This window comes from Diplocloster hominis (assembly GCF_032380655.1).
Classification (GTDB): Bacteria; Bacillota; Clostridia; order Lachnospirales; family Lachnospiraceae; genus Diplocloster; species Diplocloster hominis.
Genome location: NZ_JAWDIY010000001.1, coordinates 337,553 through 363,272, shown reverse-complemented (window position 1 = coordinate 363,272; position 25,720 = coordinate 337,553). Strand labels below are relative to the sequence as shown.

The window sequence follows — 25,720 nt, the reverse complement described above, 5'->3', positions numbered from 1 at the left end:
TAACCATACTGTAAAAGAGGTTAGATATGGAAAAAACTTATACGGAAATGATACAGATTCACAAAGAAAATAAACTGGCAGGGCTCTATCCGTCAACGAAGCTGCTGGTAGTCTGCTTATATATTGTATGCACCTTTATCATTGGAACCGTACATGTGACAAAAGTGGGTCTGTCTCTGCTTCTTATCCCATGGTTTATCGCAGTACCTGTCCTGTGTATCGCAAGCGGTGCCTTTAGAAAGTGTATTAAAGTACTGAAAGCAGTCTCCATTGTAGCGGCTATTATTTTGGTGGTACAGACGTTTCTGGTTCCCGGCGGGGAACTCCTTATGAAATTCGGATTCATAACTATCTATGAAAAAGGGTTGAAAACAGCCATATCCTTATCATTTATGATTATGAACATAGCAGGGATATTCATATGGCTTTTTCAGACTACAGAAAACAAAGAGATTGCAAGAGCTATGGAAGCTTCCGGAATGAATTATAAGGCGGCCTATGTATTTACATCCAGTCTGCAGATGATAGAAATTCTGAGCAAAAACAGTAAAACGATCATGAATGCGCAAAAAGCCAGAGGGGTAGAGACAGAAGGTAATATTTTCATCAGGGCAAAAGCGTTCTTTCCGTCCCTTGTTCCTCTGATTCTGGGGGCAGTGATCGGCTCGGAAGAGCGGGTGCTTACCCTGGAGGCGAGAGGCTTCTCCATACAGGGAGAAAAGACACGTTTATTTCATCTTGAAAAGTCGGGATGTGAAAGAGAAGTGGCGGCTGCCGCAGTGATCATCACAGTTCTGGTATTGGCGGGGAGGGTGGCTTTATGGATCCTATAATAGAAGTTAAAAATGTCACGTATTGCTATCCGCTGACGAAGATACCGGCTATCCGGGACTTGAATGTGAACATCGAGCGGGGCAGATTCTATGGAGTGATCGGAGAGAATGGATCAGGAAAAACCACATTCTGTGCTCTGCTTCGAGGATTCATACCAGATTTTTATAAGGGAGAGTTAAAGGGCGAAGTCCTTGTGGAAGGAAAAAAGACAACGGATTACGGCGGGGAACTGTCTGCGAAGATCGGATATGTATTCCAGAATCCATTCACCCAGATAAGCGGTGTAAAAGAGACGGTATTTGAGGAAGTGGCTTATGGTCTGGAGAATTTCGGTGTGCCGGTGGAAGAGATCGAAAGACGCGTGGTGGAAGTTATGCAAATGACCGACATTGAAGCGCTAGCGGAAAAAAATCCTTTTGATCTGTCAGGCGGACAAATGCAGAGAGTGGCATTGGCCTCCGTCATTGTTCTGGAACCCGATATCCTCATCATCGATGAACCCACCAGCCAGCTGGACCCGGAAGGCACGGAGAGTGTTTTTGCGATTATTAAAACATTGAAGGAAAAACATAAGACCATCATATTGGTAGAGCACAAGATCGACCTGATTGCGGAATATGCGGACGAGGTTCTGGTATTTAAAGAAGGACGCCTGATTGCTTCAGGGGATAAACAGGAACTATTGTCGGATCTTTCCCTTTTGGACCAGGGGGCGGCACTTCCGCAGGTAGCGATATTGGGAAGCAGGTTAAGGGAAAGAGGACTGCCCGTATCCAGGATACCCGTAACAGAGAAACAGGCGATAGAGCTCATTGCCGGGGCACTCAAAGAAAGGGATAAGAAATGAGCGATTTAGTATTAAAAGACGTAAGCTTTTCATATCCGGGCGGTTTCCTGGCGGTGGACCATATCAACATGGAAATCAAGGCCGGAGAAAATGTGGCCATAGTAGGGCAGAACGGAGCCGGAAAGACAACCACGGTAAAGATGATGAATGGACTTCTGCGGCCCACAGAAGGTCAGGTCCTGATCGGAGAGATGAATACCAAAGATTATACTACCGCACAGATATCCAAAGTGGTGGGATATGTATTCCAGAATCCGGATGACCAGATTTTCCACTCCACCGTGGAGAGCGAGGTGAGGTTCGGTCCCAAGAGGATGAAGCTTTCTTTGGAGGAGGAAAACCGGAGAGTGGAGACGGCGCTTGCAATGACCGGGATGGAACGTTACAAAGATGAAAATCCCTATAACCTGCCGCTGTCCACACGTAAATTTGTGACCATCGCAGCAGTAATTGCTATGGAGACAGACATTCTGATCTTTGATGAACCGACAGCGGGCCAGGATATTGAAGGAAACAGGAGACTGAGTGAAATTCTTAAGACTCTTCACGAGAAAGGGAAAACGGTTATTACGATATCCCATGATATGGAGTTCGTGGCGGACAATTTTAAAAAGGTTATAGTCATGGCAAAGAAACGAATCGTCCGCAGCGGTACTCCGGAAGAGATTTTCTGGGATTTTGAAGCACTGGAGCAGGCGATGCTGAAACAGCCTTACGTAAGCAGAGTGTGCAGGGCTCTGGGATTGGAAGGCAGGGTCATCAACATCAAGGATGCCATAGAAGAAATCATAAGTAGGTAAATCATGCGGAAAAATAATACTCTTATCGCGTTTTTGGCATTTGCCATGTATTTTTTAACAGGAGCAGCCTGTATCGTGGTGGGCAGCGGCCTTCCCCATCTGGTGAAAATGTATCATATGCAGCTGGATCAGGTAGTACTTCTGGGTTCGGCCTATGCTTTCGGGCGTGTGCTTACCGTCTATACGACAGGAAGGCTGGTGGAAAAACTGGGCCCGGTCAAAGTGCTGGCGGGGGGCGTTATCCTGATAGCAGTCTTTCTTTTTGGACTTCCGACTTTTGTGAATTACTATGCGGGTCTTTGCTTTGCCTTCCTCGGAGGCGTGGGGATGGGAGCGCAGGATACCGTATGTCCGGTACTCTTAAGTGTAGCTTTCCGGAAGAATTATGCGGGCTCGCTGAGCGCGGGGCAGGCGCTGTTCGGCCTGGGGAGCTTTGCCACCCCATTTTTGGTGGGTGTATTGCTGGCAGGCGGCAAGATCTTCTTCTATGCCTACTACATATTATTGATTGTGCCTGTCGTGATGCTGATCTGTATGCCGTTTGTGAAGCTGGATTTGAAGGAGCATGCACTAAATCACGAGGAGAGTGTAAAACCCATCCATGTGAAGCACAAGCTGCTGGCCTACGGGGCCATCCTGCTCATATGCGCGGCGTACAGCGCGGTGGTGAATACGCTGGGTCTCTACCTCTCAAGCTTTGCCGAAAATATAGGGATATCACAGTCAACGTCCGCATTTATGCTGACGGTCTATAATGTGGGTTGTGTAATCGGTTCCTTTGTTTTTGTGCTTGTGCTGAAAAAAGTAAAAGCCCAGATGGTACTGCTGGTCAACAATATCTGTGCAATGGCCGCGGTGGCGGCTGCGCTTGCGATTCATACGGTGGCGGCCTATTTTATAGGGATGTTTACGGCCGGATTTTTTCTGGGAGTATTGTTCAGCGTTATCGTCGCGGTTGCCACCAGAATCGGCTATGAGCGCATTAGTGTAGCCAGCTCGCTGGTAGCCACTGCGGGCGGCCTGTCGGATATTCTTACGCCTGTCGTAACAGGGTTTCTGGTGGGAAGGCTGGGTGTGGGATTTTCTTTCAGGTATGCAATTATTATGATGGCTGTAAGTATCGCGGCTGCCGTGGTTTTGCAATTAAATACAAGCGAAAATAAGCAGGAGGTAGAGAAAAATGTCAATACAGAGTAAAGAGGTAATCAATGACTTGGGGCAGCAGTACCACATCTGCTGCAGGAAAGAGGATATCGGCAGATATGTGCTGCTTCCGGGTGACCCGTTCCGTACAGATCTTATTGCCCGGCATCTGCAGAATCCGAAGCTTGTGGCGCATAACAGAGAGCATAAGACCTGGACGGGTACGCTAAACGGGGAGAAAGTAACGGTCATCAGCACAGGTATGGGATGCCCGTCGACAGCCATCGCGCTGGAAGAACTGATTCATTGCGGCGCCGATACGTTTATCCGGGTGGGGACCTGCGGACGGGTGTGCCAGGAGAGCTATGACGAAAGCCTGGAAGGCGTTATCATCACCGGGGCTGTCAGAGATGAAGGGACCACGGTCCATTATGTTCCGATTGAATACCCGGCCATCGCGGACCGCCATGTGACCGACGCGCTGGCCAGGGCGTGCAGGGATAAGGGATATAACTTCGCGGAGGGAATTGCGCAGTCCAAAGATTCTTTTTATGGACAGCATGACCCGGACAGTATGCCTAACAGCGGCAGGCTTCATCAGCGCTGGGAGGCGTGGGAGAAGAGCGGGGTAATGGCATCCGAGATGGAGACGGCGGCGCTGTTTATCGTATCCTCGATCAGAGGCGCAAGAGCCGGTGCGATTATGGCATACGGCAGTATGAATGACCACACCATTGAGCTTGCCTGTGACGCGGTCAAAATTCTGATAGAAAGAGATAAAAAGTAAAAGACAGGCACATAGGACGGAAAGGAGCTGCCGGGTATGGGATTCTATGAAGAAAAGCTGGTTCCTGTTATCCGTGAGGTGTGTGGAGTAATCGAAGAGACTCCGCATATGCAGGATATATTAAAGGGAACCATGCCCTATGAAAAATTTCGGTTTCAGATAAAACAGAATTATCAGTATTTGTTGGATTATACCAGATGCTGGGCTGTGGGTTTTTCAAAATGCAGCTGTTTTGCCGAGATGGAGGAATGGTATCAGATCGTAAAAAACACCATGGAAGGAACGGTTATGGTGAACCGGGATTTCTGGGCGGAGCAGGTGGGGGTGAGCCTGGAGGAGATGGATGCCGTTATGGAAGCTCCGGCAAAGCGTTCCTACACGGCATTTCAATTGATGTGCGCAGAGCAGGGCGGTCTGGCCGAATGTATGATGGCGTTATTCCCCTGTAACATATTGTACCGTTTCTTCGGGGAGGACCTGCTGCCCAAATGTTTGCTGCCGGAGGATAATATGTATTACCAATGGCTAGCCTTTTATGTCAGTGAGGCATATCTGAATAAAACAGACAATGAGATCCGAATGGTGAACAGGCTTTGCCGGAATAAGACGGAAAGGGAACAGGCAAAGCTTCTGGAAATTTTCGCAGCCGGCTGTAATTATGAGATTCTGCAATGGCAGGACATGTATCAAAATATGACGACGTGGCCGCTGGACCACATTTTCCCCAAAAAATTTACCATGGTAGAGGAGTAGTAATGGAGACAACAAGAAGGAAAAAAATAATCATTGACACAGACTGCGGCTCTGATGATGCTATGGCGATAGCGATGGCGCTGAATGATCCGGCATACGAGATTGTGCTGATTACAACGGTGTCAGGAAATGTGGATGTAAAGCAGGCCACCATCAATACACTGACCACTATTGAATATGCAGGGACTTACGAGCCTCCGGTGTATATAGGTTCGGAAAAAATGCTTCTGCGGGATCTGGTATTTGCCCATGAAACCCACGGCAATGACGGTATGGGGGATATCGGACTTGTGCCAAAACGCCTGAAGGCACAGAAGGAAAATGGTATTTTTAAAATGCTGGATACACTCAGGGAAAGTGAGGCAGGAGAGATTGACATCGTGGCATTGGGCCCCCTCACCAATCTGGCATTGGCCATCAGACTTGACTGTGAAGCGATGAAAAAAGCCGGCCGCATCGTCATCATGGGGACTGCGGGACTTGGCACCGGCAATGTGACTCCTGTGGCCGAATTTAACATCTGGCAGGACGCGGAAGCGGCTAAGATCGTCACGGAATCAGGGCTTGACGAAATTATCTATGTAGGGTGGGATGCCTGCCTGGGGGACAGTATGCTGAATCCGCAGGAGATTGAAAAAATTCAAAATGGCAGCGAACTTGGGAAATTTGCCATTGACTGCAATAAAAAACTGCTGGCAATGAACCAGGAGCGGTTCGGAGATAATTATCTGGATATGGCAGACCCTTCCGCTATGGCGGCGGCCCTGTATCCGGAATGCATCGACAAATGTGAAAAATATTACTGTGAAGTAGATGTTTCCAACGGCCCAAGCTATGGGGCCGTGCTGGTAGATGTCAATCACTTTTCGGGAAAAGAACCGAATGTATCTATCTGCAGTAAGCTGCACGCGGACAAATATAAAGATTACATTTTCAGAACACTTAAGATACAGTAACCATACAGGAATGGAACGAATGGAAAGACATCCGTCCGTCTGAAAAGGAGGAAAAAGCCATGGAAGAATTAAAAGTAAAGTTTTTAATGGGGCCGGCAGAGTGTAATGACCGTTATATACCCACCTACAGCCAGGAATTTTTGGAAGAGCTGAGCAAAGCCATGGGAGTGGACATAAAATGCGCACAGATGGATGAGGTGAAAGACCAGCCTCTCCCGGTCTATTTCATTGCTTCCGGCGGGGCAGAGCAGGGGTTTAAGGCCTTGTACCAGGAGACAGAGGAACCGTACATCTTATTGACTACCCCCGGATATAATTCCCTGGCGGCATCCATGGAGATCCTGGGATTCCTCCAGGAACACAGCCTGAAGGGGGAGATCCTCCACGGTTCTGCGGAAGAGATCGCGGCGCGCTTAAAGGTTTTGAAAAGGGTGGCGGATGCAAAGGATGAATTAAAGCATACGAAGCTTGGATGCTTTGGAACTCCGGGAGGCCTGATTGCCAGCGACGCAGATTTCGATGCGGTAAAAAAAGTAAGCGGTATGGAGCTCGTTTTATTCGGACTGGATGAGCTGGTGGCGGAATATGAAAAAGGCGGTTATCCGGAAAATACATACACAGAAGAATTGAAGAATCAGGGATACCGCCCGGAGGAAACGCAGAAGGCGCTGAATGTCTATGGGGCGCTCAAACGCCTGATTGGGAAATATCATTTAAACGGGGTTACCGTAAAATGTTTTGATCTTTTAGATATGATCCATACCACAGGATGTCTTGCTTTGGCGATACTAAACGCGGAAGGCATTCCGGCCGCCTGTGAGGGCGATCAGAAGAGTCTCGTGAGCATGGCTGTGCTGAAGGCATTGACAGGTGTATCCGGATTTATGGCAAACCCCAGCTGCATGGACCCGGGCAAGAGTGAGATTATCTTTGCCCACTGTACCCTTCCTATAGATATGCCCGACTCCTACCGCCTGACCACCCATTTCGAATCCGGAATAGGCGTGGCGGTGACCTGCGATATCGCGGCCCAGCCCATGACTATTTTCAAATGTGACGATACGCTGCATAGATATTACGCCGGACGTGCCGAGTTACTTGAGACCATGCACAGAAGCGACCTGTGCCGTTCGCAGATGCGCCTGCGTCTCACAGACGGAACCGGATATTTCTCCAGCTGCCCAATCAGCAACCATCATATTATCTGCAAAGGGGACTGGAAGGAAGTAATCGACGAATACTTCAGCCAGATCAAATAAGGAAGTAAGATTATAGAAGCCGACGTGAAAGACCGGCTATAGGAAGGCCCCGGCGGTCAGAAGCCGGGGCCGCTCTCTTTCTTTTACCCTATAAAAATCCCTGGGTTTAAGTTGACAATTAGATCGAATCCCAATACAATAAATTTAGTAAAGTTGTTTTACCACAATAGGAATAAGGGTATTTATTTAAATATAAAGGGGTAAAATGGATGCTGTTAAAAGTTATCATCGCAGATGACGAGGATAAAGTATGCCAGCTCATATATGGGCTGATAGACTGGGAATCACTGGGGATGGAAGTGATCGGGATCGCCCATAACGGCCTGGAAGCGCTGGAAATGGTGAAGGCCCTGGAGCCGGATCTGATGATCACGGATATAAGAATGCCCGGATACGATGGTTTGGAACTGATCGAACGCTCAAAGGCACTCAGCGATACACTGGAATTTATCATTATCAGTGGGTTCCGGCATTTTGAGTATGCGCAGCATGCCATAAAATACGGGGTGGGAGACTACCTGCTGAAACCGATCAAAAAAGAAGAACTGACCCATACCCTGGAACAGATCGCGGAAAAACATATGCGCAGGACGGAGCGTATAAGCAACGAGGAGCGCTTGAAAATGCGGCTCCAAAGTGACATAGACAGACTCAGGGCGAACCTGTTCCTGGAAATAATGATGAAGCCGGAACAGGAGGATATCACTCTTGCTCAGGTGAACGAAGATTACCACTACCACTTCCGGGAGGGCTGTTTCCAGGTGGCTGTGGTGAAATATGACTGCGGCGTGGATGAGCAGTACGACAGCAGTATTAAGGTGCTGGAAGAGAAAGTCGTTCAGATTATGAACCGGCAGCTTGGCGGCGAATGTTTTGATATGGAGCATTTCGGCCTTGAGAACAGCAGCTTCTATCTGTTGAATTATAAGGCGGAGAATAGAAAGCTGATCAGAAAGCAGCTGAAAGAAGTGCTGGATGAGCTGACCGTCCAGAAGAGTGCCTTTGGTTATGTGGAATTTACCATCGGGGTCGGGGAGGCAGTGGAGCAGATCGGTAAGATCGCCGCTTCCTGCGAGGACGCCCGCGAGGCCATCGCGCAGCAGCTGATCGAGGGGACCGGCCGGCTGATCGATCATGTGGAGCGGAATGACCAGAAGGAGCAGGTGGACGCCCTTTTGGCCGGTTTTAACAAAGCCATGGATCAGGCGCTGGAGATTCTGAATAAAGACGCGGCCTTGAAGGTGATTGCGGATCTTAGGACAGCCGTGGGAAGCGTCCGTGATATGAACGGGATAGATATCCTGAATCTGGCCCTGGAGGCGTGCGATACTTATGCTATGCTGGTGCGCAAGAACCAACTGCCGCTTACAGAGGGCGATATTGCACAAAAATTCAGAAAATACGCACAGCGGTGCGGAAGTGTGGATGAAATATTTCACTATTTTTCCGATCTGGTTTCTTGGTCCCTGGAGATCATGTTAAAGGAAAAGAAAGAGGAAAATATCCGGCCCATCCGCCTGGCGAAGCAGTACATACAACAAAACTTTATGAAGCCGATATCGCTTGAGGATGTGAGCAGTGTGGCAGGATTCAATGCCACTTATTTTAGTTCACTGTTTAAAAAAGAGACCGGAAGTAATTTCGTGGAATATTTGACAGAGATTCGGATGAACCGGGCAAAGGATCTGCTGAAAGAGACGAATATGAGTATTGCCGCTGTCTGTGAGGCAGTGGGTTATAATGATCTGAAACATTTTACAAAGAGCTTTAAGAAGGCCACCGGCATCAAACCGGGAGAATATCGCAAACTGTATTCTTAGGAGATATCCATATGAAGAGGAAACAGACCCATTATCTGTCCTGCCGCATGAAAATCATGGTTGCCATACTGGCAGTGATTCTCCTGCTGATGCTCTGGACCCTTTCTGCCGCCGCGTTCCGGGACAGGTCTTTTGTGATACCGTCAGTCCTTTCCTGGATCGGATGCTTCGCTCTGGGATATGGCTGTGTGAACTGGCTGTACCGGCCTTATAAAGAAAACACAAAGGTACTGCATCTGTTCGTGACCGGATACCTCTTTGAGGGGGTTTTTAACCAGAGGGTGGATATCAATCCCGAGACGGCCCAGGCCATGGATAAGTTCCGGGATATGATTAAAACCAATGAGCTGATCAGCGCCTCCAAAAAGCAGGCACAGTATCTGGCTTTGCAGAATCAGATCAACCCGCACTTCCTGTACAACACCCTGGAGGGAATCCGCGGGGAAACCATGAAAGCCGGACTGGAAAACGTGGCGAAAATGACGGAAGCATTGGCTACATTTTTCCAGTACACCATATCCAATGTGGAACATCTGGTGACGCTGGAAGATGAGCTGAAAAATGTGCAGAATTACTACATTATCCAGCAGTACCGTTTCGGAGAGCGGCTGTCGCTTCAGATACGGGACCGGACCGAGGAGGAGGAAGAAGCCATGCAGTACCGGCTTCCGAAACTGACGCTGCAGCCCATCGTGGAGAATTCCATCTTCCATGGGATCGAGCGCAAGATCGGGAAGGGAAATCTGGAGATCGGGATCGAGACAACACCAAAACGTCTGATCATCACTGTGTCGGATGATGGGCTCGGGATAGAACGCAGGTCTTTGGACGAGCTGAACGCCAAGTTAAGCAGCAGCTCCGTGGACACAGTGAAAGCGGATACGGACGCCAAGGGCGGAATCGCTATTGTCAATGTAAACAGCAGGATCAAGCTGCTGTTCGGGGAAGAATATGGTATCTGCATCTACAGTACCCAGAATGTGGGCACGGATGTGGAGATCACGCTTCCGCTGATTAAAAAAGACATGAAGGAAATCTTATGAGAGAAGAAATTCTGAGACTGGAAAATGTCACCCGGGTGGTGGATGATGTGGTTCTTCTGGACAAGCTGAACCTGCATATCTTTTGCGGCGAAATCATGGGCGTCGTCTGCCTGAACGGGTATGGACAGGAGAGTTTAATCGAACTGATCAGTCAGAATCTGCCTATTCTCTACGGACGGATTTATTTTCATGAAGAGCTGGTCAACAACTATGCCCACAGCTCCAATACGCTTAACAAAGTCTATGTGATCGAAGATCCTACAAAGCTGGTCAAAGATCTGTCAGTGGCGGACAATGTATTCGTGCTGCGCAGAGGCTTTCGGAATTATGTGATCAAATCCCATGTGCTGAACCGGCAGTTAAAAATGCTGATGGATGAGCTGGATATCCAGATCGACGGGAAAACCCAGGTGGAGGTGCTGTCCCCCTTTGAAAAATGCGTGGTGGAACTGCTAAAGGCGGTGACCATGGGCGTCAAACTGATTGTGGTGAGGGATATCTGTAATTTTATCAGCTCAGCCGACCTGCCCAAATTCCAGAGGCTGATACGGATGTATGCCGCCCAGGGGGTTTCTTTTTTGTATGTCTGCAACCATCATGAGGAGGCGTTCAAGATCTGTGACCGGATTTCTCTGATGGAAAACGGTAAAATACTGAGGGTTTTAGAGAGGGCAAATTTCCGGCGTGAATTGATTAAGCCGTACTATGTCAACGCATTTCACCGGGAAGAAATCCCTCACAAAGAGGGAAATGGTGTTCTGGGATTCCACGATGTGGTGACCAATAATATGAACGGCCTAAGCTTCCGGATCGAAAAAGGGGAGTGCGTGATCCTTCTGGATATCAACCATACGGTGGCGGACGACATTGTCCGGGTGATGAACGGGGAAATGGATGTCATATCCGGAGAAATCCGGCTGGAGGAAAAGCCATACCGGCTCAAATCCTCCGGGGAGGCGCTGCGGGCGGGGATTGCCTTTATCGGACAATATCCCGTACCGGGAATGCTGTTTGAAGATATGAGTTATATTGAAAATCTGTGTTTTCTTCTGAGTGAAAAGTCGAAGAGGATCTGGTTTGACAGACGTGTCTTAAAAAGTGTAATCAGAGAGTATGAACCTCTGATTGGACCGGATATCCATGCTAAAAATATCACGGAGTTAAGTCTGACGTCTCTCTATAATCTTGTCTATTACCGGGTTCACGTCTATCACCCCAAGATCTTATTCTGCGTCCAGCCGTTTGCGGATGCGGATATGCCGCTGCGCTCACAGATCATCCTGCTGATACAGCAGCTGAAAAAGAAAGGGATTGCGGTGGTCATCCTGGCGACCAGTTTTTCCGATTCGCTGATGGTGGCGGACCGGATGCTCCAGGTGGAAAATGGAAAGTTAAGCCAGGAATTTGACCGGTCCCAGTTCCATCACTTCAGCCAGGACGCAACGGTTATCTGAAGGATAAAATCCGTAAATAGTACCAAAAATAGTCTAAAGAAATTGTCTAATTTGTACATGAAGTACAAAAATATCTGAAAAAAAGCCCTATAATTCAAAATCCATCCCCCTTAACGCGCCGGGATCCGTTTGCTATACTGATATCACAGAACAAGAGAAAGTGTAAGGTCGGGTGATAGAAGGATGCAGGATTATATAGTTGAGATTAACCATGTGAGTAAGACATTCCCCGGTGTAAAAGCGTTGGATGACGTTTCCTTTCATTTGCGTGCGGGAGAGGTTATGGCGCTGCTGGGTGAGAACGGCGCTGGAAAATCCACACTGATGAAGGTACTGAGCGGTGTGTATACAAGAGACAGCGGCGAAGTAAAGATATTCGGCAAGCCCCAGGGGGACCTGACGCCGAAGCTGGCCCAGGAGCTGGGAGTCGCCATCATTCACCAGGAGCTGAATATGTGCGCACATCTGTCGGTGGCAGAGAACATATTCCTGGGGCGGGAAGAGATACATACCGGCGTACTGGCTAACCGCCAGATGTGCAAAAAGGCCAGGGAAGTGCTGGATCGTCTGAATATTGACATCGATCCGAATATGATCGTGGGGGACCTGCAGGTATCCAAACAGCAGATGGTGGAGATCGCAAAAGCGCTTGCTACAAACGCCAAGATCCTGATCATGGATGAGCCTACTTCGGCGCTGACCTCTAAGGAAATCGATGATTTATTTGTTATCATCCACAAGCTGAAAGAAGAAGGATGCGGGATTGTCTATATCTCCCACCGTCTGGAGGAATTGCAGCATATTGTGGACCGGGTCACCATCATGAGGGACGGTAAATACATCACGGAGATGAACTATAAGGATACACAGCTGGAAGACATCATTTCCCTGATGGTCGGCCGTGAGATTAAGGAGAAGTTCCCCCGGGTACAGTGCAAGCGGGGAAAGAAAATCTTCGAAGTCCGGGGTTTGAATGCGGGCAAAATGGTCCGGGATGTAGATATAGAGCTGTACGAAGGTGAGATCGTGGGAGTCGCCGGATTAATGGGCGCGGGACGTACCGAAACGACAAGAGCCATCTTCGGGGTAGATCAAAAGGAGAGCGGTGAGATTATCCTGGATGGCAGCAAAGTGGATATTCACAGTCCCATGGATGCCATCAAGGCAGGCATCGTTCTCGCTCCCGAGGACCGGAAAAAGGACGGTCTGTGCACCAAGCTCAGTATCCGGGAAAACATCGCGCTTCCCAACCTGGATATTCTCTGCAACAAGGCAGGGGTGGTGAACCGGAAAAAAGAGCGGACCATGACGGAAAAAGCGGTGGTGGATCTGAAGATCAAGCTGCCAAATGCCGAGGTAAACGCGGCAACGCTTTCCGGAGGAAATCAGCAGAAGGTAGTGGTGGCCAAGTGGCTGGCCAGAAATTCCAGAGTAGTTATTTTCGATGAGCCCACAAGAGGAATTGACGTAGCGGCAAAGGTTGAGATTTATAATCTGATGAATCAGCTGAAGCAGCAGGGAATCGGTGTTCTGTTTGTATCCTCGGAAATGCCGGAGGTTATGGGGATCAGCGACCGCATTATAGTCATGTGTGACGGGCGGGTAACCGGAGAGTTGAAGCGGGAGGAAGCGACCCAGGACCTGATTCTGAAGTTTGCGACCAGATTCGATAATAAATTAGACAATCATGCTGCGGTAAATAATTAGAGGAGCTAAGGAGATAAAAACAATGGAAAAGAAAGAAAAGAATAATTTTTTTAAAAGTTTTATGGCCATCCGCGGTATCGGGCAGGTCATTACGGTTACCGTCGGTCTGATTGTATTGTGCATTGTATTCGGCATTATGAGCCCCACCTTTTTCTCCGGAAGAAACGTGACCAATCTTCTGCGTCAGGTGGCTCCGATCCTGCTGGTGGGCATCGGACAGTCCTATGTGCTGATTACGGGAAATATCGACCTGTCGATCGGGTCTGTGATCGGAATGAGCACCATGACCTCCGCCACCTTGATGACCAGAGGGGTAAATCCCTGGATCGCGGTAGTGATAACCATGGCCGCCTGTCTGGTGGTAGGTGTCGTCAACGGTACGCTGGTGGCAAAATTCAATCTGCCGCCCTTCATTGCCACGCTGGGTACCATGACAGTGGCCCGGGGGATTGCCCAGATCGTAAATAATAATTATAACACGGACGCTATTGGTGATGCGGCCCAGGGATTCCGGGATTTCTTCTACTACGGGAAAACCATGGGAATATACAACCCGGTGTGGATCGCCATTATACTGTTCCTGATCTTTAACTTTATTCTCAGCAGGACCAGGACCGGACGCCATACATATGCGGTTGGAAGCAATATAGAGGCAGCCAAGCTGTCCGGTGTCAATGTGTTCGGCACCGTGTTAAAGGTATATCTGGTCAGTTCCTTCTGCGCCTGTGTGGTCGGCTTGATTACCTGCGCCACCGCCGGGATGGGAACCATGGATGCTGGAAATATGTACGAAATGTATGCGGTTGCGGCTTCGGTAATCGGCGGAGTGTCCACCCTGGGCGGACAGGGACTGCTGTTCGGTACTGTGATCGGCGCTTCCATCTGGGGCGTACTGCAAAACGGGCTTCAGTTTGTGGGGGCACCAGTCGGTATGAGAAATGTAGTCATCGGCATTATAGTCATTGTTTCGGTATTGCTGGATGTCATTATACGTACGGGAAGGAAACCGAGAAAAAAGGCAAATTAGAAACATAGTTTCAGGCTACAGGATGACTTAGACTTATAGGATGGCTTATAGGATGATTAAAGCACAGGATGCTTTGATTATAAAATTGAAAAGGGAGGTTTCAAATTATGAAACGAAAAGTATTATCCGTACTGTTATGTGCAGGAATGATCGCTACGATGCTTGCAGGCTGCGGCCAGAAGAATGAGGAGGCAGCCGCGCCTGCGGCTGAGGATTCCGCTGCAAAGGAAAGCCCGGCAGCCGACGCAGCGGCCGGTGATTCCGCCGCAGCTCCTGCCGCGGATTCAGGAGAAAAAGTAAAGGTGATCCTGATTACCATGGACAGCTCCGACCAGCACTGGGTATCGGTTGACAAAGGGGCAAAAGAAGAAGCGGAAGCTCTTGGCAACGTGGACTATAAGTGGATGGCTCCCGACAAAAAGGACGATGCACAGCAGATCGAGCGTGTCAATAACGCGGTAGCGGACGGAGCAGATGCGATCATGATCGCCGCCAACGGACCGGATGCTATCACCGCGGTTCTGGATGATGCAAAGTCCCAGGGCGTGAAGATCATCTATGTTGACTCTCCGGCAAACACAGAAGCGGAAGCCACATTCTCTACGGACAACAAAGCTGCCGGCAAGACCGCAGGTCAAGAGATGTTAAAAGCATTGGAAGCCGCGGGCAAGAAAGACGGCAAGATCGGTATCGTAAATATCAGTGCATCCACGGATTCCACCGCCAACCGGGAAGCCGGATTCAGGGAAGCCTTCGAAGGCACCCCTTATGAAATCCTTGAGACCCAGTACGGGGAAGGTGACGCTGCGAAATCTCAGGATATCGCAGACAACTATATCACAGACGGCTGTGTAGGTATCTTCGGATGCAACGAGGGCGCGACTGTAGGTGTCGGCAATGCCATCAAAGGAGCAGGCGGCGGTGTGATCGGTGTTGGTTTTGATAAATCCGATGCGATTCTCGGCTTGATCAAAGATGGTTCCCTGGTGGCCTGCATGGCTCAGAATCCCGAGGTAATGGGTAAAATGGGTATGGACGCGGCAGTGAAAGCCGTAAAAGGTGAGCCGATTGAGGAAACACAGGTAGATACCGGAGTTTCCGTTCTGACCAAAGATACTATTCAGTAAGGATTGATTGACGGAAAGAAGAGTATAACTGTAACAGACAGGAACGGATCCTCTGGAACCTGATGTAAAGAGCTGTTAAAGGGAGTATTATTTCTGATATGCCTCCTGTTAAGTAAACAGGGGGCATATTATTACTTTCCTGGTATGTTTCGATAAATAATAACGAAATTCTGAGAAATTTTAAGAAATTTGGAAAAAATGCTTGCATTTTAAAAAGCTTTCAGATATAATAACTCTTGCGTTGTGAATATTCGCGCTGCTAGCTCATTTGGTAGAGCACCTGACTCTTAATCAGGGTGTGCAGGGTTCGAGCCCCTGGCGGCGCATCGAGGTACTGTTTTTGTAGACATAGAGCTACGGGGACGGTACTTTTTTCATGTCCTGAAACTGCCGGTTTTGAAAAAATCAGTTTTCCCGGAGGAACACTTTATCCAGGTGCGATATGTTCATTTTAGAGACTATAATTTGGTTCGCATGATGAAGATAAATCCGGGTAGTTTCGATGTCTTCATGATGACCCATTAGAAGCATCAGCTTGTACACATCGATCTGCCCTGTTTTTGAGAAAAGAATTGAGATGATTATATTACCGGAGATACGGAATCGCCACGCATAATTGATATAACGGTTCCGTTTTTTGTCTCAAACACAACTATAAAGTGGAACCATAATCCAGGGAAATGCACTGTCCTGTTATGGGAGCTGCCTCATCACTTGCTAAAAATAGTATGCTGTTGGCCACATCTTCCGCAGTGCAGACGGGCAGGGACAGATCCGAGTGGGCCACCACTGCTCCCATCATGTCTGAATCCATGCTCTCACCAGTCGTATCAGCCATGGGTGTCTTGATCATGCTGGGGCAAAGCGCATTGCAGCGCACGCCGCTCTGGGCGCATCGAATCGCCGTGTGCTTGGTAATACCCAGAATGGCCGCCTTGGAAGTCACGTAAGCGGCTCCGCCGCCGCCGCTAATACCGGCAACACTTGACACATTTATAATAGAACCTTTTTTGTTTTTTAACATTACTTTGAGCGCTGCACGTATGCAATACATGGTACCTTTGGTATTTATATTTACAACACGGTCTATCTCGTTATCAGTCACTTTGTCAATCGGGCGGAGGCCTTCATCCCTTACGCCTGCGTTATTTACCAGTATGTCTAGTTCTCCGAACGTTTCCAACGTTTTTGATACTAGCATTACACTGTCCTCTGGTTTGGAGATATCTCCGCGGATTGCCAGAACTGAACCACCTTCCGCCTGAATTTTTTCTGCCACTTTCTTTAGCTGTTCCTCACGACGGGCCGCGATGATTACCTTGGCTCCTTCTCTGGCAAACAAAGTTGCCGTGGCTTCTCCCACTCCAGAATTACCTCCTGTAATAAGTGCTGTTTTTCCTTCAAGTCGTTTCATTTGCTATATCCTCCTTTGTTAATAACGATTAACTTTAAATTATATCACGATCATTTTAAAATTAAAATACTTTTAATATTTTTTGTTACTTTTTTTGCTGCTTTTTGCTTTTTTATTAAGTTTTTAATTTTATTAACTTGGTTTTGATTTATCTAGTTATCTTAGGTTCCTATTTCTGTCCCGACGATAATAAAATGTCCGATTGACAGTACATGAGTCACAGAAAAAGGAATCGCTTAACTGGATATGTGGAGCTTAATATTCTATACAGAACGATGTTGATTCTTCATCCCGGCTGTTATAACCGGGAAAAAGATTAACCTATGATAAGACTTTGATACGGTGGGTTCGGTATTTCCGGCTATATTAGATAATTTAACACAGGACTCCGGATAGCGGGTTAGAACGGAAGCTTCCTGAATTTTCCCGGGGACATCCCCTCATTCTTGTGGAAGCAGGAGACAAAGTTGGATTCACTTTTAAAACCGGTGGTAAACCCAACCTCCCGGATTGTCATAGCGGTATTCTTCAAAAGCCTCTTCGCCCGGTCCAGCCGGTAGTGCATCAGATACTCATAAGGCGAATAGCCGGTTTCCTTTTTGAACATCCGTGAGAAATAGTAGATGCTCAGGTTCACGGTACCGGCCAGTGCTTTCACGTCCAGATCCTCCATATAGTGATCTTTGATATAATCCAAAATCTGCGGAATCATCTGACGGTCCGGGCTTGAGTCGGCCGCCGAACCGGTCGTTTGAAAGGGAAGGCCCAGCAGGGTGTGCAGCAGGAGGGAGATTTCGCTCTCGGTCAGAAGCTTTTCCTTCCGGTAATGGGAAACCAGACGGCAGAAAGCCTCATCGTATGGCCCGATCTCCGCCGGCCGCAATATCATTCCGCAGGAATGTAATATTTCCCGGTAAAAATCCCCGGAAGCATTGCCGTCAAAATGAATAAAGCGAAACAGGACATCCCGCTTCGTATAATACTCATGATGCTGGTAACAGTTGATCCATATAAGATCTCCTTTTTCGGCAGTTTCATAGCGTTTCTCTTTGGGCAGCTTAACGGTCAGGCTCCCGTCTAAGATCTGGATTAACAGATAGCTGTTATAGCTGTCCCTCTTTACGTGATAGGGCACTTTGCAGCTGAATTCCCCGCAGCAGATTCCATAAAAAAATAACTTTTTCGCAATTCCGCTGGGCGTACTGAAATAGTAATCCGAGCAGCCTAAAACTCCTGGTTCCAGACATTTCATGGGAACACCTCCAATAGAAAAGTATCGGGATCAACAGCATGAGATTAAGAGAGCAAGATTTCAAAATAAAAGGGCAGGTTAAAGGAATGCGTTTTTAATGTCCCTCTTGTATAATTGCATTATATCAGGAATTATACCAAGTTCGCAAGGAGGAATAACAATGGATGAAAGGGAGAAAAAAGTTCGGGTGTGGGAGCAGGATATTGAAATTCCAACCTATGAAGTAGGGAAACCGGATAAGAATCCCATGTTTTTGGAAAAAAGAGTGTATCAGGGAAGTTCCGGTAAGGTATATCCCCACAGCGTCATCGACAAAATCTACGACGAGAAAGTAAATAAGACTTATCATGCGGTATATCTGGAGAATAAATATCTGAAAATAATGGTATTGCCGGAGCTGGGCGGAAGAATCCAGAGAGCCACGGACAAGACCAACAACTATGATTTTGTATACTATAATCATGTGATCAAACCGGCATTGGTAGGGCTGACCGGGCCGTGGATCTCCGGCGGGATCGAATTCAACTGGCCGCAGCATCACAGGCCCAGTACCTTTGCCCCGGTGGACTTCCGGATTATGGAAAATTCCGACGGAAGCTGCACGGTTCTGGTTGGAGAGATTGAAAATATGTTCCGCACAAAGGGGATGGCGGCCTTTACCCTGTATCCCGACAGGGCATATCTGGAGATTTCCGCACAGTTATATAACCGTACCAACCGGCCCCAGACATTTCTGTGGTGGGCGAATCCGGCTGTACCGGTTAATGATCACACCCAGTCCATTTTCCCGCCGGATGTCCACGCAGTAATGGACCACGGTAAAAGGGACGTGTCCAATTTCCCCATCGCAACCGGTGTATACTATAAAATGGATTACTCGGAAGGCGTCGACATTTCCAGGTATAAAAATATCCCGGTGCCGACTTCCTATATGGCGGACCACTCGGATTATGATTTTGTAGGCGGCTATGACTATAATAAGAAAGCGGGGATTCTGCACGTGGCCGACCACCATGTGGCCCCGGGGAAGAAGCAGTGGACCTGGGGATGCGGAGAGTTCGGCAAGGCCTGGGACCGGAATCTGACAGACGAAGACGGCCCCTATGTGGAACTGATGACCGGATGCTATACGGACAATCAGCCGGACTTTACCTGGATGGCACCCTATGAAGAAAAGGTATTTACCCAGTATTTCATGCCGTACAAAGGCGTGGGGCAGATCAAAAACGCGACGGTTCACGGGGCGGTCGGCCTGGAAACGGAAGATAACGGAATTACCATAAGAGCATACGTGACAGGGGAATATCCGAAGGCGGAGATCCGGTTGACCAGGGATGAGGTAATCCTCTTCAGTAAGGTGCTGGATCTGTCACCAGAGCATGCGTTTGAGACAAGGATCGGGACCGCCGGGGATACCGGCCGGGAGAATACCAGCCTGGAAGTATCGGTTCGGGATCAGGCCGGAAATATATTGGTCACCTACAGGCCGGAAAAACAGACGATCCATAAGACACCCGATCCGGCAAGCCCGGTACCGCTGCCTGAGGATGTGAAGACCAACGAAGATCTCTATCTCTACGGCCTGCATCTGGAACAGTACCGGCATGCCACCTATGAACCGGCGGACTATTATCTGGAGGGGCTTCGCAGAGACCCAACCGATTCCCGCATCAATACTGCTTATGGAAAGCTGCTGATGTCCAGAGGGCGGTTTGCGGAAAGTATCCCGTTTTTCGAGGCCGCGATCGGCAAACTGACGCGGTCCAATCCGAATCCCTATGACGGGGAGGCCTATTTCCAGCTGGGTCTGGCGCTGCGCTACGTGGGAAAAGATCCGGAGGCTTATGACCGTTTTTATAAAGCGGCCTGGAGTGCTGCATGGCAGGATGCTGCGTTTTACCAGATGGCCTGTATCTGCACGGCAAAGAACGAACTGGAAACCGCATTGTCCCACATCGAGAGATCTTTGGTGAGGAACTATCATAATATGAAGGCTAGAAATTTAAAAGCTTCCATATTAAGAAAATTAGAAAAATGGGAAGCGTGCGGCAATCTGCTGAAAGAAAATAGACAAATCGATCCGCTGGATCTTGGGTCCGTCTATGAAGAGGCCCTGTTAAAAGGGGGAAGCCAGAATGCAGGAAGCCGGGAAGCGGGCTGCCGGGAAGCAGGAAGCCGAAAAGTAGGCTGTCAAAAAGAAGGCGGCCGGTACGGCCAGGAATTGTTGCAGGAGCTGATCCGAAGACTTCGCGGTAACTTCAACACGGCTATCGAACTGGCTATTGATAAAATGGAGGCGGGACTGTTCCGGGAAGCTGCGGAATTGTTAGAGCTGTTTGCCGACGGGGAACTGCAGAAGGGGAAAAGGGAAGACCAGGTCTACCCGTTAGTGTATTATTATATAGCGGAATGTTATGGAAAACTGAATCAACCCAAAGCGCAGGAGACAGCGCTAAGCCGGGCGGCTTCGGCAGACAGCAGTTACTGCTTCCCGCACCGGCTGGAGGACATAGGCGTCCTATCCGCGGCGATTGCCGAAAATCCCGAAGATTCCCGCGCTGAGTATTATCTGGGGAACTTATGGTATGATAAAAAGCAATACAGCGAAGCGGTCGGTTGTTTTGAAAGATCGGCTGCGGTCTGTGATGACTTTGCTACCGTTCACAGGAATCTGGCCCTGGCCTACTATAATAAACAACATGACACAAAAAGAGCAATCGGGGAACTGGAGAAAGCGTTCCAAATGGACACCACGGATGCCAGAGTTTTCATGGAGCTGGATCAGCTGCGCAAAAAGACAGGTATGTCCAAAGAAGAGCGGCTGAAAGAACTGCAGAACCATATGGAATTAGTGGAAATCAGAGACGACCTGTATCTGGAGTACGTAACCCTTCTGAACGCCTGCGGCCGGTACGAAGAGGCGCTGCAGTACATAAGCCGCAGAAACTTCCACCCTTGGGAGGGCGGAGAAGGAAAGGTGCCCGCACAGTATCTGTTCAGCCTGGTGGAGATCGGCAAGAAATATCTTGGCCAGGGGAATTTTACAGAAGCGGTAAAGATACTGGAACAGGCAGCCGGTTCCTATCCGTTCAATCTGGGGGAAGGCAAATTGGCTGGTGCGCAGGAGAACAATATTTACTATTATCTGGGATGCGCGTACGAAGGAGCAAAACAGCCGGAGAAAGCGGCTGCCTGTTTCGACAGGGCTTCGGTGGGAAGTAGTGAGCCTGCCGGCATGATGTATTACAATGACCAGCCGCCGGAAATGATCTTCTATCAGGGAATGGCCCTTCGTAAGCTGGGCAGAGAAAAGGAAGCCAGAAGCAGATTCCATAAACTGTTGGATTATGGGCAAAAACATATATTTGACGATGTCAAAATAGACTATTTCGCCGTCAGCCTGCCTGATCTCCAGATCTTTGATGAAGACCTGAACCGGAAAAACGAGATCCATTGCCGGTTTCTGATGGGACTTGGATTATTGGGACTGGGACAGGAGCAGAAGGCCGGTGCCGAATTTGAAAAAGTGCTTGCATTGGATCATATGCATATGGGAGCGTTCATTCACAGCAGCTGGTCGTAATATTCAATACGATTTGGGACATGTCCAGTTCGGTTTGGGACATGTCCAAATCAGTTTGGGACATGTCCAAATTCGATTAGGGACATGTCTAAATCAGTTTAGATTCTCAAATACGAATTAAACCAATGGAATGTGACACGCATTATATGCAGCCTGGCTTTTTTGGCTGAATGTTTAGCGTAACAGATCGAGTGTCTTGAGAAGTCAACCCTCGATACCATATAGCCCTCTGGTGTAAATCTTTCTGAATACAATCCGGGGCCGCAACCAATATCCACAAAAGATGAATACTTTTGAGAAGGCATAACCTGTTTTATCCATGAAACAGATTTATCGATAAAGTCAAGCTTTCTGCTTGCTCCATTAAAATCTGGATCCAGATGAGCTTTCAGCATTTGTTTTGAGATATAATCATCATACATCGTTATGTTCTCCTTTCATTTTAATTAAATAGAAAAGCCGTAGATTTTACTCTACGGCTAATCCTCGTTAGATGAAGAAAAGTTTAGAGTAGTATAAAATCAAACATTAGGTACATAAACCAAGCTGATAGTATCAGCCAATTTACGCCCTATTTGAATTGATTTTATCTACTCTTTTCCAGTCATATCCACACCACTGATTGCGTGGCCTCTGATACACCGGACTTTTATCACCTTTTCTGTTCATTTTATGATTTGATTTTATTTCTTAAAGGGATTATATGGATTTCGCAAAACGACATGTTAGGAACCGCTTATTTACGGCGTTCCGTGTTGTTATGGAATGTGATCTAATTTAATACACGTTGTAAAAACAACAGACTTATGAAAGCTTATAGCTTAAGATAAACCCATAAAGATAAAATAAACCGTTGAAAAGCGGTAAATACCTAAAACATAAAAATTCAAATTCGGGAGGCTACAAACATGATCAGAAAAATTATTCATATCAATGAAGAAAAATGCAATGGCTGCGGACTGTGTGCAGATGCCTGTCATGAAGGCGCCATCGGGATGGTGGACGGCAAGGCAAAACTGCTTCGGGATGACTACTGCGACGGCCTGGGAGACTGTCTGCCGGTCTGTCCTACCGGAGCCATTACCTTTGAGGAAAGGGAAGCTGCCGAGTATGACCGGGAAGCAGTAGAAAATAACAGAGAGAAAGCGAAGAGAAAAGACCCGGCCCCATCCTTTACCGGCTGTCCCGGTTCCAGGGCCAGGCAGCTGTCAGGACAAAAGCGAAACCCAGCCGGAAAAGACCCGGTAAAAGCAGTAAATCCGGATACAGCACAGCCGGAGACAGAACTCAGACAGTGGCCGGTACAGATACAGCTGGCGCCCATACAGGCACCATATTTTGACCAGGCGGATCTGCTGATCGCTGCGGACTGTTCGGCATACGCTTATGGTAATTTCCACAGGGAGTTCATGCGGGGAAAGGTAACCCTGATCGGCTGCCCGAAACTGGACCCTGTGGATTACAGTGAAAAGCTCACGCAGATTATAAAATTAAATGAAATCAAAAGCGTCACTGTTGTAAGGATGGAGGTTCCCTGCTGCGGCGGAATCGGGCAGGCAGTAATAAAAGCGCTGCGGGACAGCGGCAGGTTTATCCCATGGAGAATCATCACCCTGTCCGTGGATGGAAATATTCTGGAAGGATAGATACCGGTCAGGAAAGTTCGAAACCAGACAAGAAGAATAGAAACCAAGCAATGGCAGCCCGATCATAAGCAGAAGTAAAGGAGGATAAACAATGGATCAAAAAATGTTTTGCTACCAATGTGAACAGACAGCAGGCTGTGCAGCCTGCACAGGAAATGCAGGAGTCTGCGGGAAGAAAGCGGATACCGCCCATTTACAGGATGAACTGACAGGAGCGCTGATCGGCCTGGCCAGGGCGGCGGACGGGAACCATCCGACCAGCGCGACGCACCGGGCCATGATTGAGGGGCTATTTACGACAGTGACCAATGTAAGCTTTGACAATGAAGCGCTGCAAAGGCAGATCAGGATCGTCCATCAGGAAAAAGAAGCGCTGATCCCGCGCTGCGGAAGCTGTGAATCCCGCTGCGGCCGGAATGATGATTATGACATGAACATGCTATGGGGGGCCCAGGAAGACGTACGGTCCTTAAAATCCCTCATTCTGTTCGGTCTGCGGGGGATGGCTGCGTATGCCTGCCATGCGCTGGTGCTGGGATATACGGATGAAGAGGTGAACCAGTTTTTCTATCAGGGACTTTTTGCTGTGGGAGAGGACTGGAATATGGAAGAACTCCTTCCGGTCGTGTTGAAAACAGGGGAAATGAACCTTAAGTGCATGGCGTTGCTGGATGAAGCAAACACGAAAACATATGGAGTTCCAAAACCCACAGTGGTACCGCTGACCGTAGAGAAAGGCCCCTTCATCGTGATCTCCGGACACGATCTAAAGGACTTGAAGCTGCTTTTAGAGCAGACAAAAGATAAGGGAATCAACATATACACCCACGGAGAAATGCTGCCGGCCCATGCGTATCCGGAACTTAAGGCATACCCTCATCTGAAGGGAAACTTTGGAACCGCATGGCAGAATCAGCAGAAAGAATTCGCAGATCTGCCGGCGCCGGTGCTGTTTACCACCAACTGCCTGATGCCGCCAAAAGAAAGTTATGCAGACCGGGTATTTACCACTGAAGTCGTCGCTTATCCCCGGATGCGGCATATAGGGGATGAGAAGGATTTTACACCGGTAATCGAGAAATCGCTGGCTCTGGGCGGATTCCGGGAGGATACGGTATTTTGCGGCATAAACGGAGGCACCCAGGTGACTACCGGATTCGGCCACGGTACGATCCTGAGCGCGGCGGACCAGGTGGTGGAGGCCGTAAAATCAGGAGCCATCCGGCACTTCTTCCTGGTAGGGGGATGTGACGGGGCCCGTCCCGGCAGAAATTATTATACCGAGTTCGTGAAACAGACACCGCCGGATACGGTCATACTGACCCTGGCCTGCGGAAAATACCGCTTCCACGATCTGGAGCTTGGCAGTATCGGAAATCTGCCGCGGCTGATGGATATGGGACAGTGCAATGATGCCTACGGTGCGATCCGGGTAGCTGCTGCGCTGGCGGAAGCTTTTGGATGTGAAGTCAATGACCTGCCGTTGTCCATGGTTTTATCCTGGTATGAGCAGAAGGCCGTATGTATTCTGCTGACGCTGCTCCATCTGGGCATTAAAAACATACGCCTTGGCCCGACGCTTCCGGCATTTATTTCAGAAAATGTATGGAATTATCTGGTTGAAAATTATGGGATAGCACCGATTACTACTCCGGAGGAGGATTTGAAGCAGTTATTGGGAGAGGCATAACAGAAGGAACGCCTGAAAAAAGGAGGGGCCGGTATCTAGCAGATACCGGCTCTATGAAAAAGAAGTTTTATATGAAAAGGTTATTGCCTTGTTTGATTATTAATATACAGGACAGCTGTGAAAAACGTGTGAATGAATTGTCAACAGTTTGTGAAGAAAATTCAAAAATATTGTGAGCAAAATCTGACGAGTTCTTAAGAATCGGAAGAAATCCTTAAGATGGCCCGTACAAAATTGACATTCATCCAAATAAAGAATAGACTGTTAGGAGACTCACCGGAGGTAAAAATGAAAATAAAGAAGATACACCTGACAATGCTGCTGTCTGTATGAATGAAAGAAAGGCCAACGTATGGGCTTCCCTGTATTTTGTTCTCTTACATTTTCCCTCCTACTTCATCCACTGGTATCTGGACGGTTCGCTGGCGGTATCCGCAATGCTGACACAGGCGGTCTATGTATTCGCACTGGGACTGGTATTCGGCTTCCTGTTCAGGAAAAGCAAATCCATTCTGCCGGCCGCTTTTGTACATTTCTGGTCAGATTTTGCTTCGATCCTGTTCATCGGATAGCGGGAC

21 protein-coding genes and 1 tRNA gene are annotated in these 25,720 nt (G+C 48.4%); 19 read left to right on the top strand and 3 right to left on the bottom strand.

Annotated features, from left to right (window positions below):
• Window positions 1-26 precede the first annotated feature (26 nt).
• From ABC831_RS01470 to ABC831_RS01400, 15 genes are all read left to right on the top strand, one after another.
• On the top strand, window positions 27-833 hold the full coding sequence (locus tag ABC831_RS01470; protein ID WP_343246518.1) for an energy-coupling factor transporter transmembrane component T: 807 nt from the start codon (window positions 27-29) through the stop codon (window positions 831-833).
• Window positions 821-1,681: an energy-coupling factor ABC transporter ATP-binding protein gene (locus tag ABC831_RS01465; protein WP_343246517.1), complete on the top strand. Its 861-nt coding sequence runs from the start codon at window positions 821-823 to the stop codon at window positions 1,679-1,681. The genes ABC831_RS01470 and ABC831_RS01465 overlap by 13 nt, the downstream gene beginning before the upstream one ends.
• Entirely contained in the window at window positions 1,678-2,481 is an 804-nt protein-coding gene (locus ABC831_RS01460; protein WP_343246516.1) for an energy-coupling factor ABC transporter ATP-binding protein, read from the top strand. The genes ABC831_RS01465 and ABC831_RS01460 overlap by 4 nt, the downstream gene beginning before the upstream one ends.
• 45 nt (window positions 2,482-2,526) lie before the next feature.
• Entirely contained in the window at window positions 2,527-3,678 is a 1,152-nt protein-coding gene (locus tag ABC831_RS01455; protein WP_343246515.1) for an MFS transporter, read from the top strand.
• On the top strand, window positions 3,662-4,411 hold the full coding sequence (locus ABC831_RS01450) for a nucleoside phosphorylase (RefSeq protein ID WP_343246514.1): 750 nt from the start codon (window positions 3,662-3,664) through the stop codon (window positions 4,409-4,411). Before ABC831_RS01455 ends, ABC831_RS01450 begins: the two co-directional genes overlap by 17 nt.
• Window positions 4,412-4,447: 36 nt before the next feature.
• Window positions 4,448-5,164, top strand: coding sequence for a TenA family protein (locus ABC831_RS01445; RefSeq protein ID WP_343246513.1), 717 nt, complete (start codon window positions 4,448-4,450; stop codon window positions 5,162-5,164).
• Between the two features lie 2 nt (window positions 5,165-5,166).
• A complete protein-coding gene (locus ABC831_RS01440) occupies window positions 5,167-6,120 on the top strand; it encodes a nucleoside hydrolase (protein WP_343246512.1) in 954 nt (317 codons plus the stop codon).
• Between the two features lie 59 nt (window positions 6,121-6,179).
• Complete coding sequence (locus tag ABC831_RS01435; protein WP_343246511.1) at window positions 6,180-7,379, top strand: hypothetical protein; 1,200 nt, start codon at window positions 6,180-6,182, stop codon at window positions 7,377-7,379.
• A 209-nt stretch (window positions 7,380-7,588) separates the two neighbouring features.
• Window positions 7,589-9,199 (top strand): response regulator transcription factor, encoded by a 1,611-nt coding sequence (locus ABC831_RS01430; protein WP_343246510.1) that lies wholly within the window; start codon window positions 7,589-7,591, stop codon window positions 9,197-9,199.
• Window positions 9,200-9,210: 11 nt separating this feature from the next.
• A complete protein-coding gene (locus ABC831_RS01425; RefSeq protein ID WP_343246509.1) occupies window positions 9,211-10,242 on the top strand; it encodes a sensor histidine kinase in 1,032 nt (343 codons plus the stop codon).
• Window positions 10,239-11,696 carry an ATP-binding cassette domain-containing protein gene (locus ABC831_RS01420; RefSeq protein WP_343246508.1) on the top strand — a complete coding sequence of 486 codons (1,458 nt, stop codon included), beginning with the start codon at window positions 10,239-10,241 and terminating at the stop codon, window positions 11,694-11,696. The genes ABC831_RS01425 and ABC831_RS01420 overlap by 4 nt, the downstream gene beginning before the upstream one ends.
• Window positions 11,697-11,879: 183 nt before the next feature.
• Complete coding sequence (locus ABC831_RS01415; protein ID WP_343246507.1) at window positions 11,880-13,403, top strand: sugar ABC transporter ATP-binding protein; 1,524 nt, start codon at window positions 11,880-11,882, stop codon at window positions 13,401-13,403.
• Window positions 13,404-13,425: 22 nt separating this feature from the next.
• Complete coding sequence (locus ABC831_RS01410; protein ID WP_343246506.1) at window positions 13,426-14,430, top strand: ABC transporter permease; 1,005 nt, start codon at window positions 13,426-13,428, stop codon at window positions 14,428-14,430.
• 107 nt (window positions 14,431-14,537) lie between these two features.
• Entirely contained in the window at window positions 14,538-15,557 is a 1,020-nt protein-coding gene (locus tag ABC831_RS01405; RefSeq protein ID WP_343246505.1) for a substrate-binding domain-containing protein, read from the top strand.
• Between the two features lie 253 nt (window positions 15,558-15,810).
• Window positions 15,811-15,883 (top strand) — tRNA-Lys (locus ABC831_RS01400).
• Between the two features lie 326 nt (window positions 15,884-16,209).
• Here the strand turns inward: ABC831_RS01400 and ABC831_RS01395 are convergent.
• Window positions 16,210-16,971 (bottom strand): SDR family NAD(P)-dependent oxidoreductase, encoded by a 762-nt coding sequence (locus ABC831_RS01395; RefSeq protein ID WP_343246504.1) that lies wholly within the window; start codon window positions 16,969-16,971, stop codon window positions 16,210-16,212.
• Between the two features lie 400 nt (window positions 16,972-17,371).
• A complete protein-coding gene (locus ABC831_RS01390; protein WP_343246503.1) occupies window positions 17,372-18,223 on the bottom strand; it encodes a helix-turn-helix domain-containing protein in 852 nt (283 codons plus the stop codon).
• Between the two features lie 160 nt (window positions 18,224-18,383).
• On the opposite strand from ABC831_RS01390, the gene ABC831_RS01385 reads away from it, so the two are divergent.
• The gene (locus ABC831_RS01385; RefSeq protein ID WP_343246502.1) at window positions 18,384-21,806 is read left to right on the top strand and encodes a DUF5107 domain-containing protein; all 3,423 of its coding nucleotides are present in this window, start codon (window positions 18,384-18,386) and stop codon (window positions 21,804-21,806) included.
• Window positions 21,807-21,904: 98 nt separating this feature from the next.
• On the opposite strand, the gene ABC831_RS01380 is transcribed toward ABC831_RS01385, so the two are convergent.
• The gene (locus ABC831_RS01380; RefSeq protein WP_343246501.1) at window positions 21,905-22,228 is read right to left on the bottom strand and encodes a methyltransferase domain-containing protein; all 324 of its coding nucleotides are present in this window, start codon (window positions 22,226-22,228) and stop codon (window positions 21,905-21,907) included.
• 486 nt (window positions 22,229-22,714) lie between these two features.
• On the opposite strand from ABC831_RS01380, the gene ABC831_RS01375 reads away from it, so the two are divergent.
• The 3 genes from ABC831_RS01375 to ABC831_RS01365 all read left to right on the top strand — a co-directional run bounded on the left by ABC831_RS01375 (window position 22,715) and on the right by ABC831_RS01365 (window position 25,714).
• Window positions 22,715-23,452 carry an ATP-binding protein gene (locus ABC831_RS01375; RefSeq protein WP_343246500.1) on the top strand — a complete coding sequence of 246 codons (738 nt, stop codon included), beginning with the start codon at window positions 22,715-22,717 and terminating at the stop codon, window positions 23,450-23,452.
• Window positions 23,453-23,543: 91 nt separating this feature from the next.
• Window positions 23,544-25,142 (top strand): hydroxylamine reductase, encoded by a 1,599-nt coding sequence (gene hcp / locus ABC831_RS01370; RefSeq protein ID WP_343246499.1) that lies wholly within the window; start codon window positions 23,544-23,546, stop codon window positions 25,140-25,142.
• 329 nt (window positions 25,143-25,471) lie between these two features.
• Complete coding sequence (locus ABC831_RS01365) at window positions 25,472-25,714, top strand: CPBP family glutamic-type intramembrane protease (protein ID WP_343246498.1); 243 nt, start codon at window positions 25,472-25,474, stop codon at window positions 25,712-25,714.
• The last annotated feature ends 6 nt before the right edge of the window (window positions 25,715-25,720 follow it).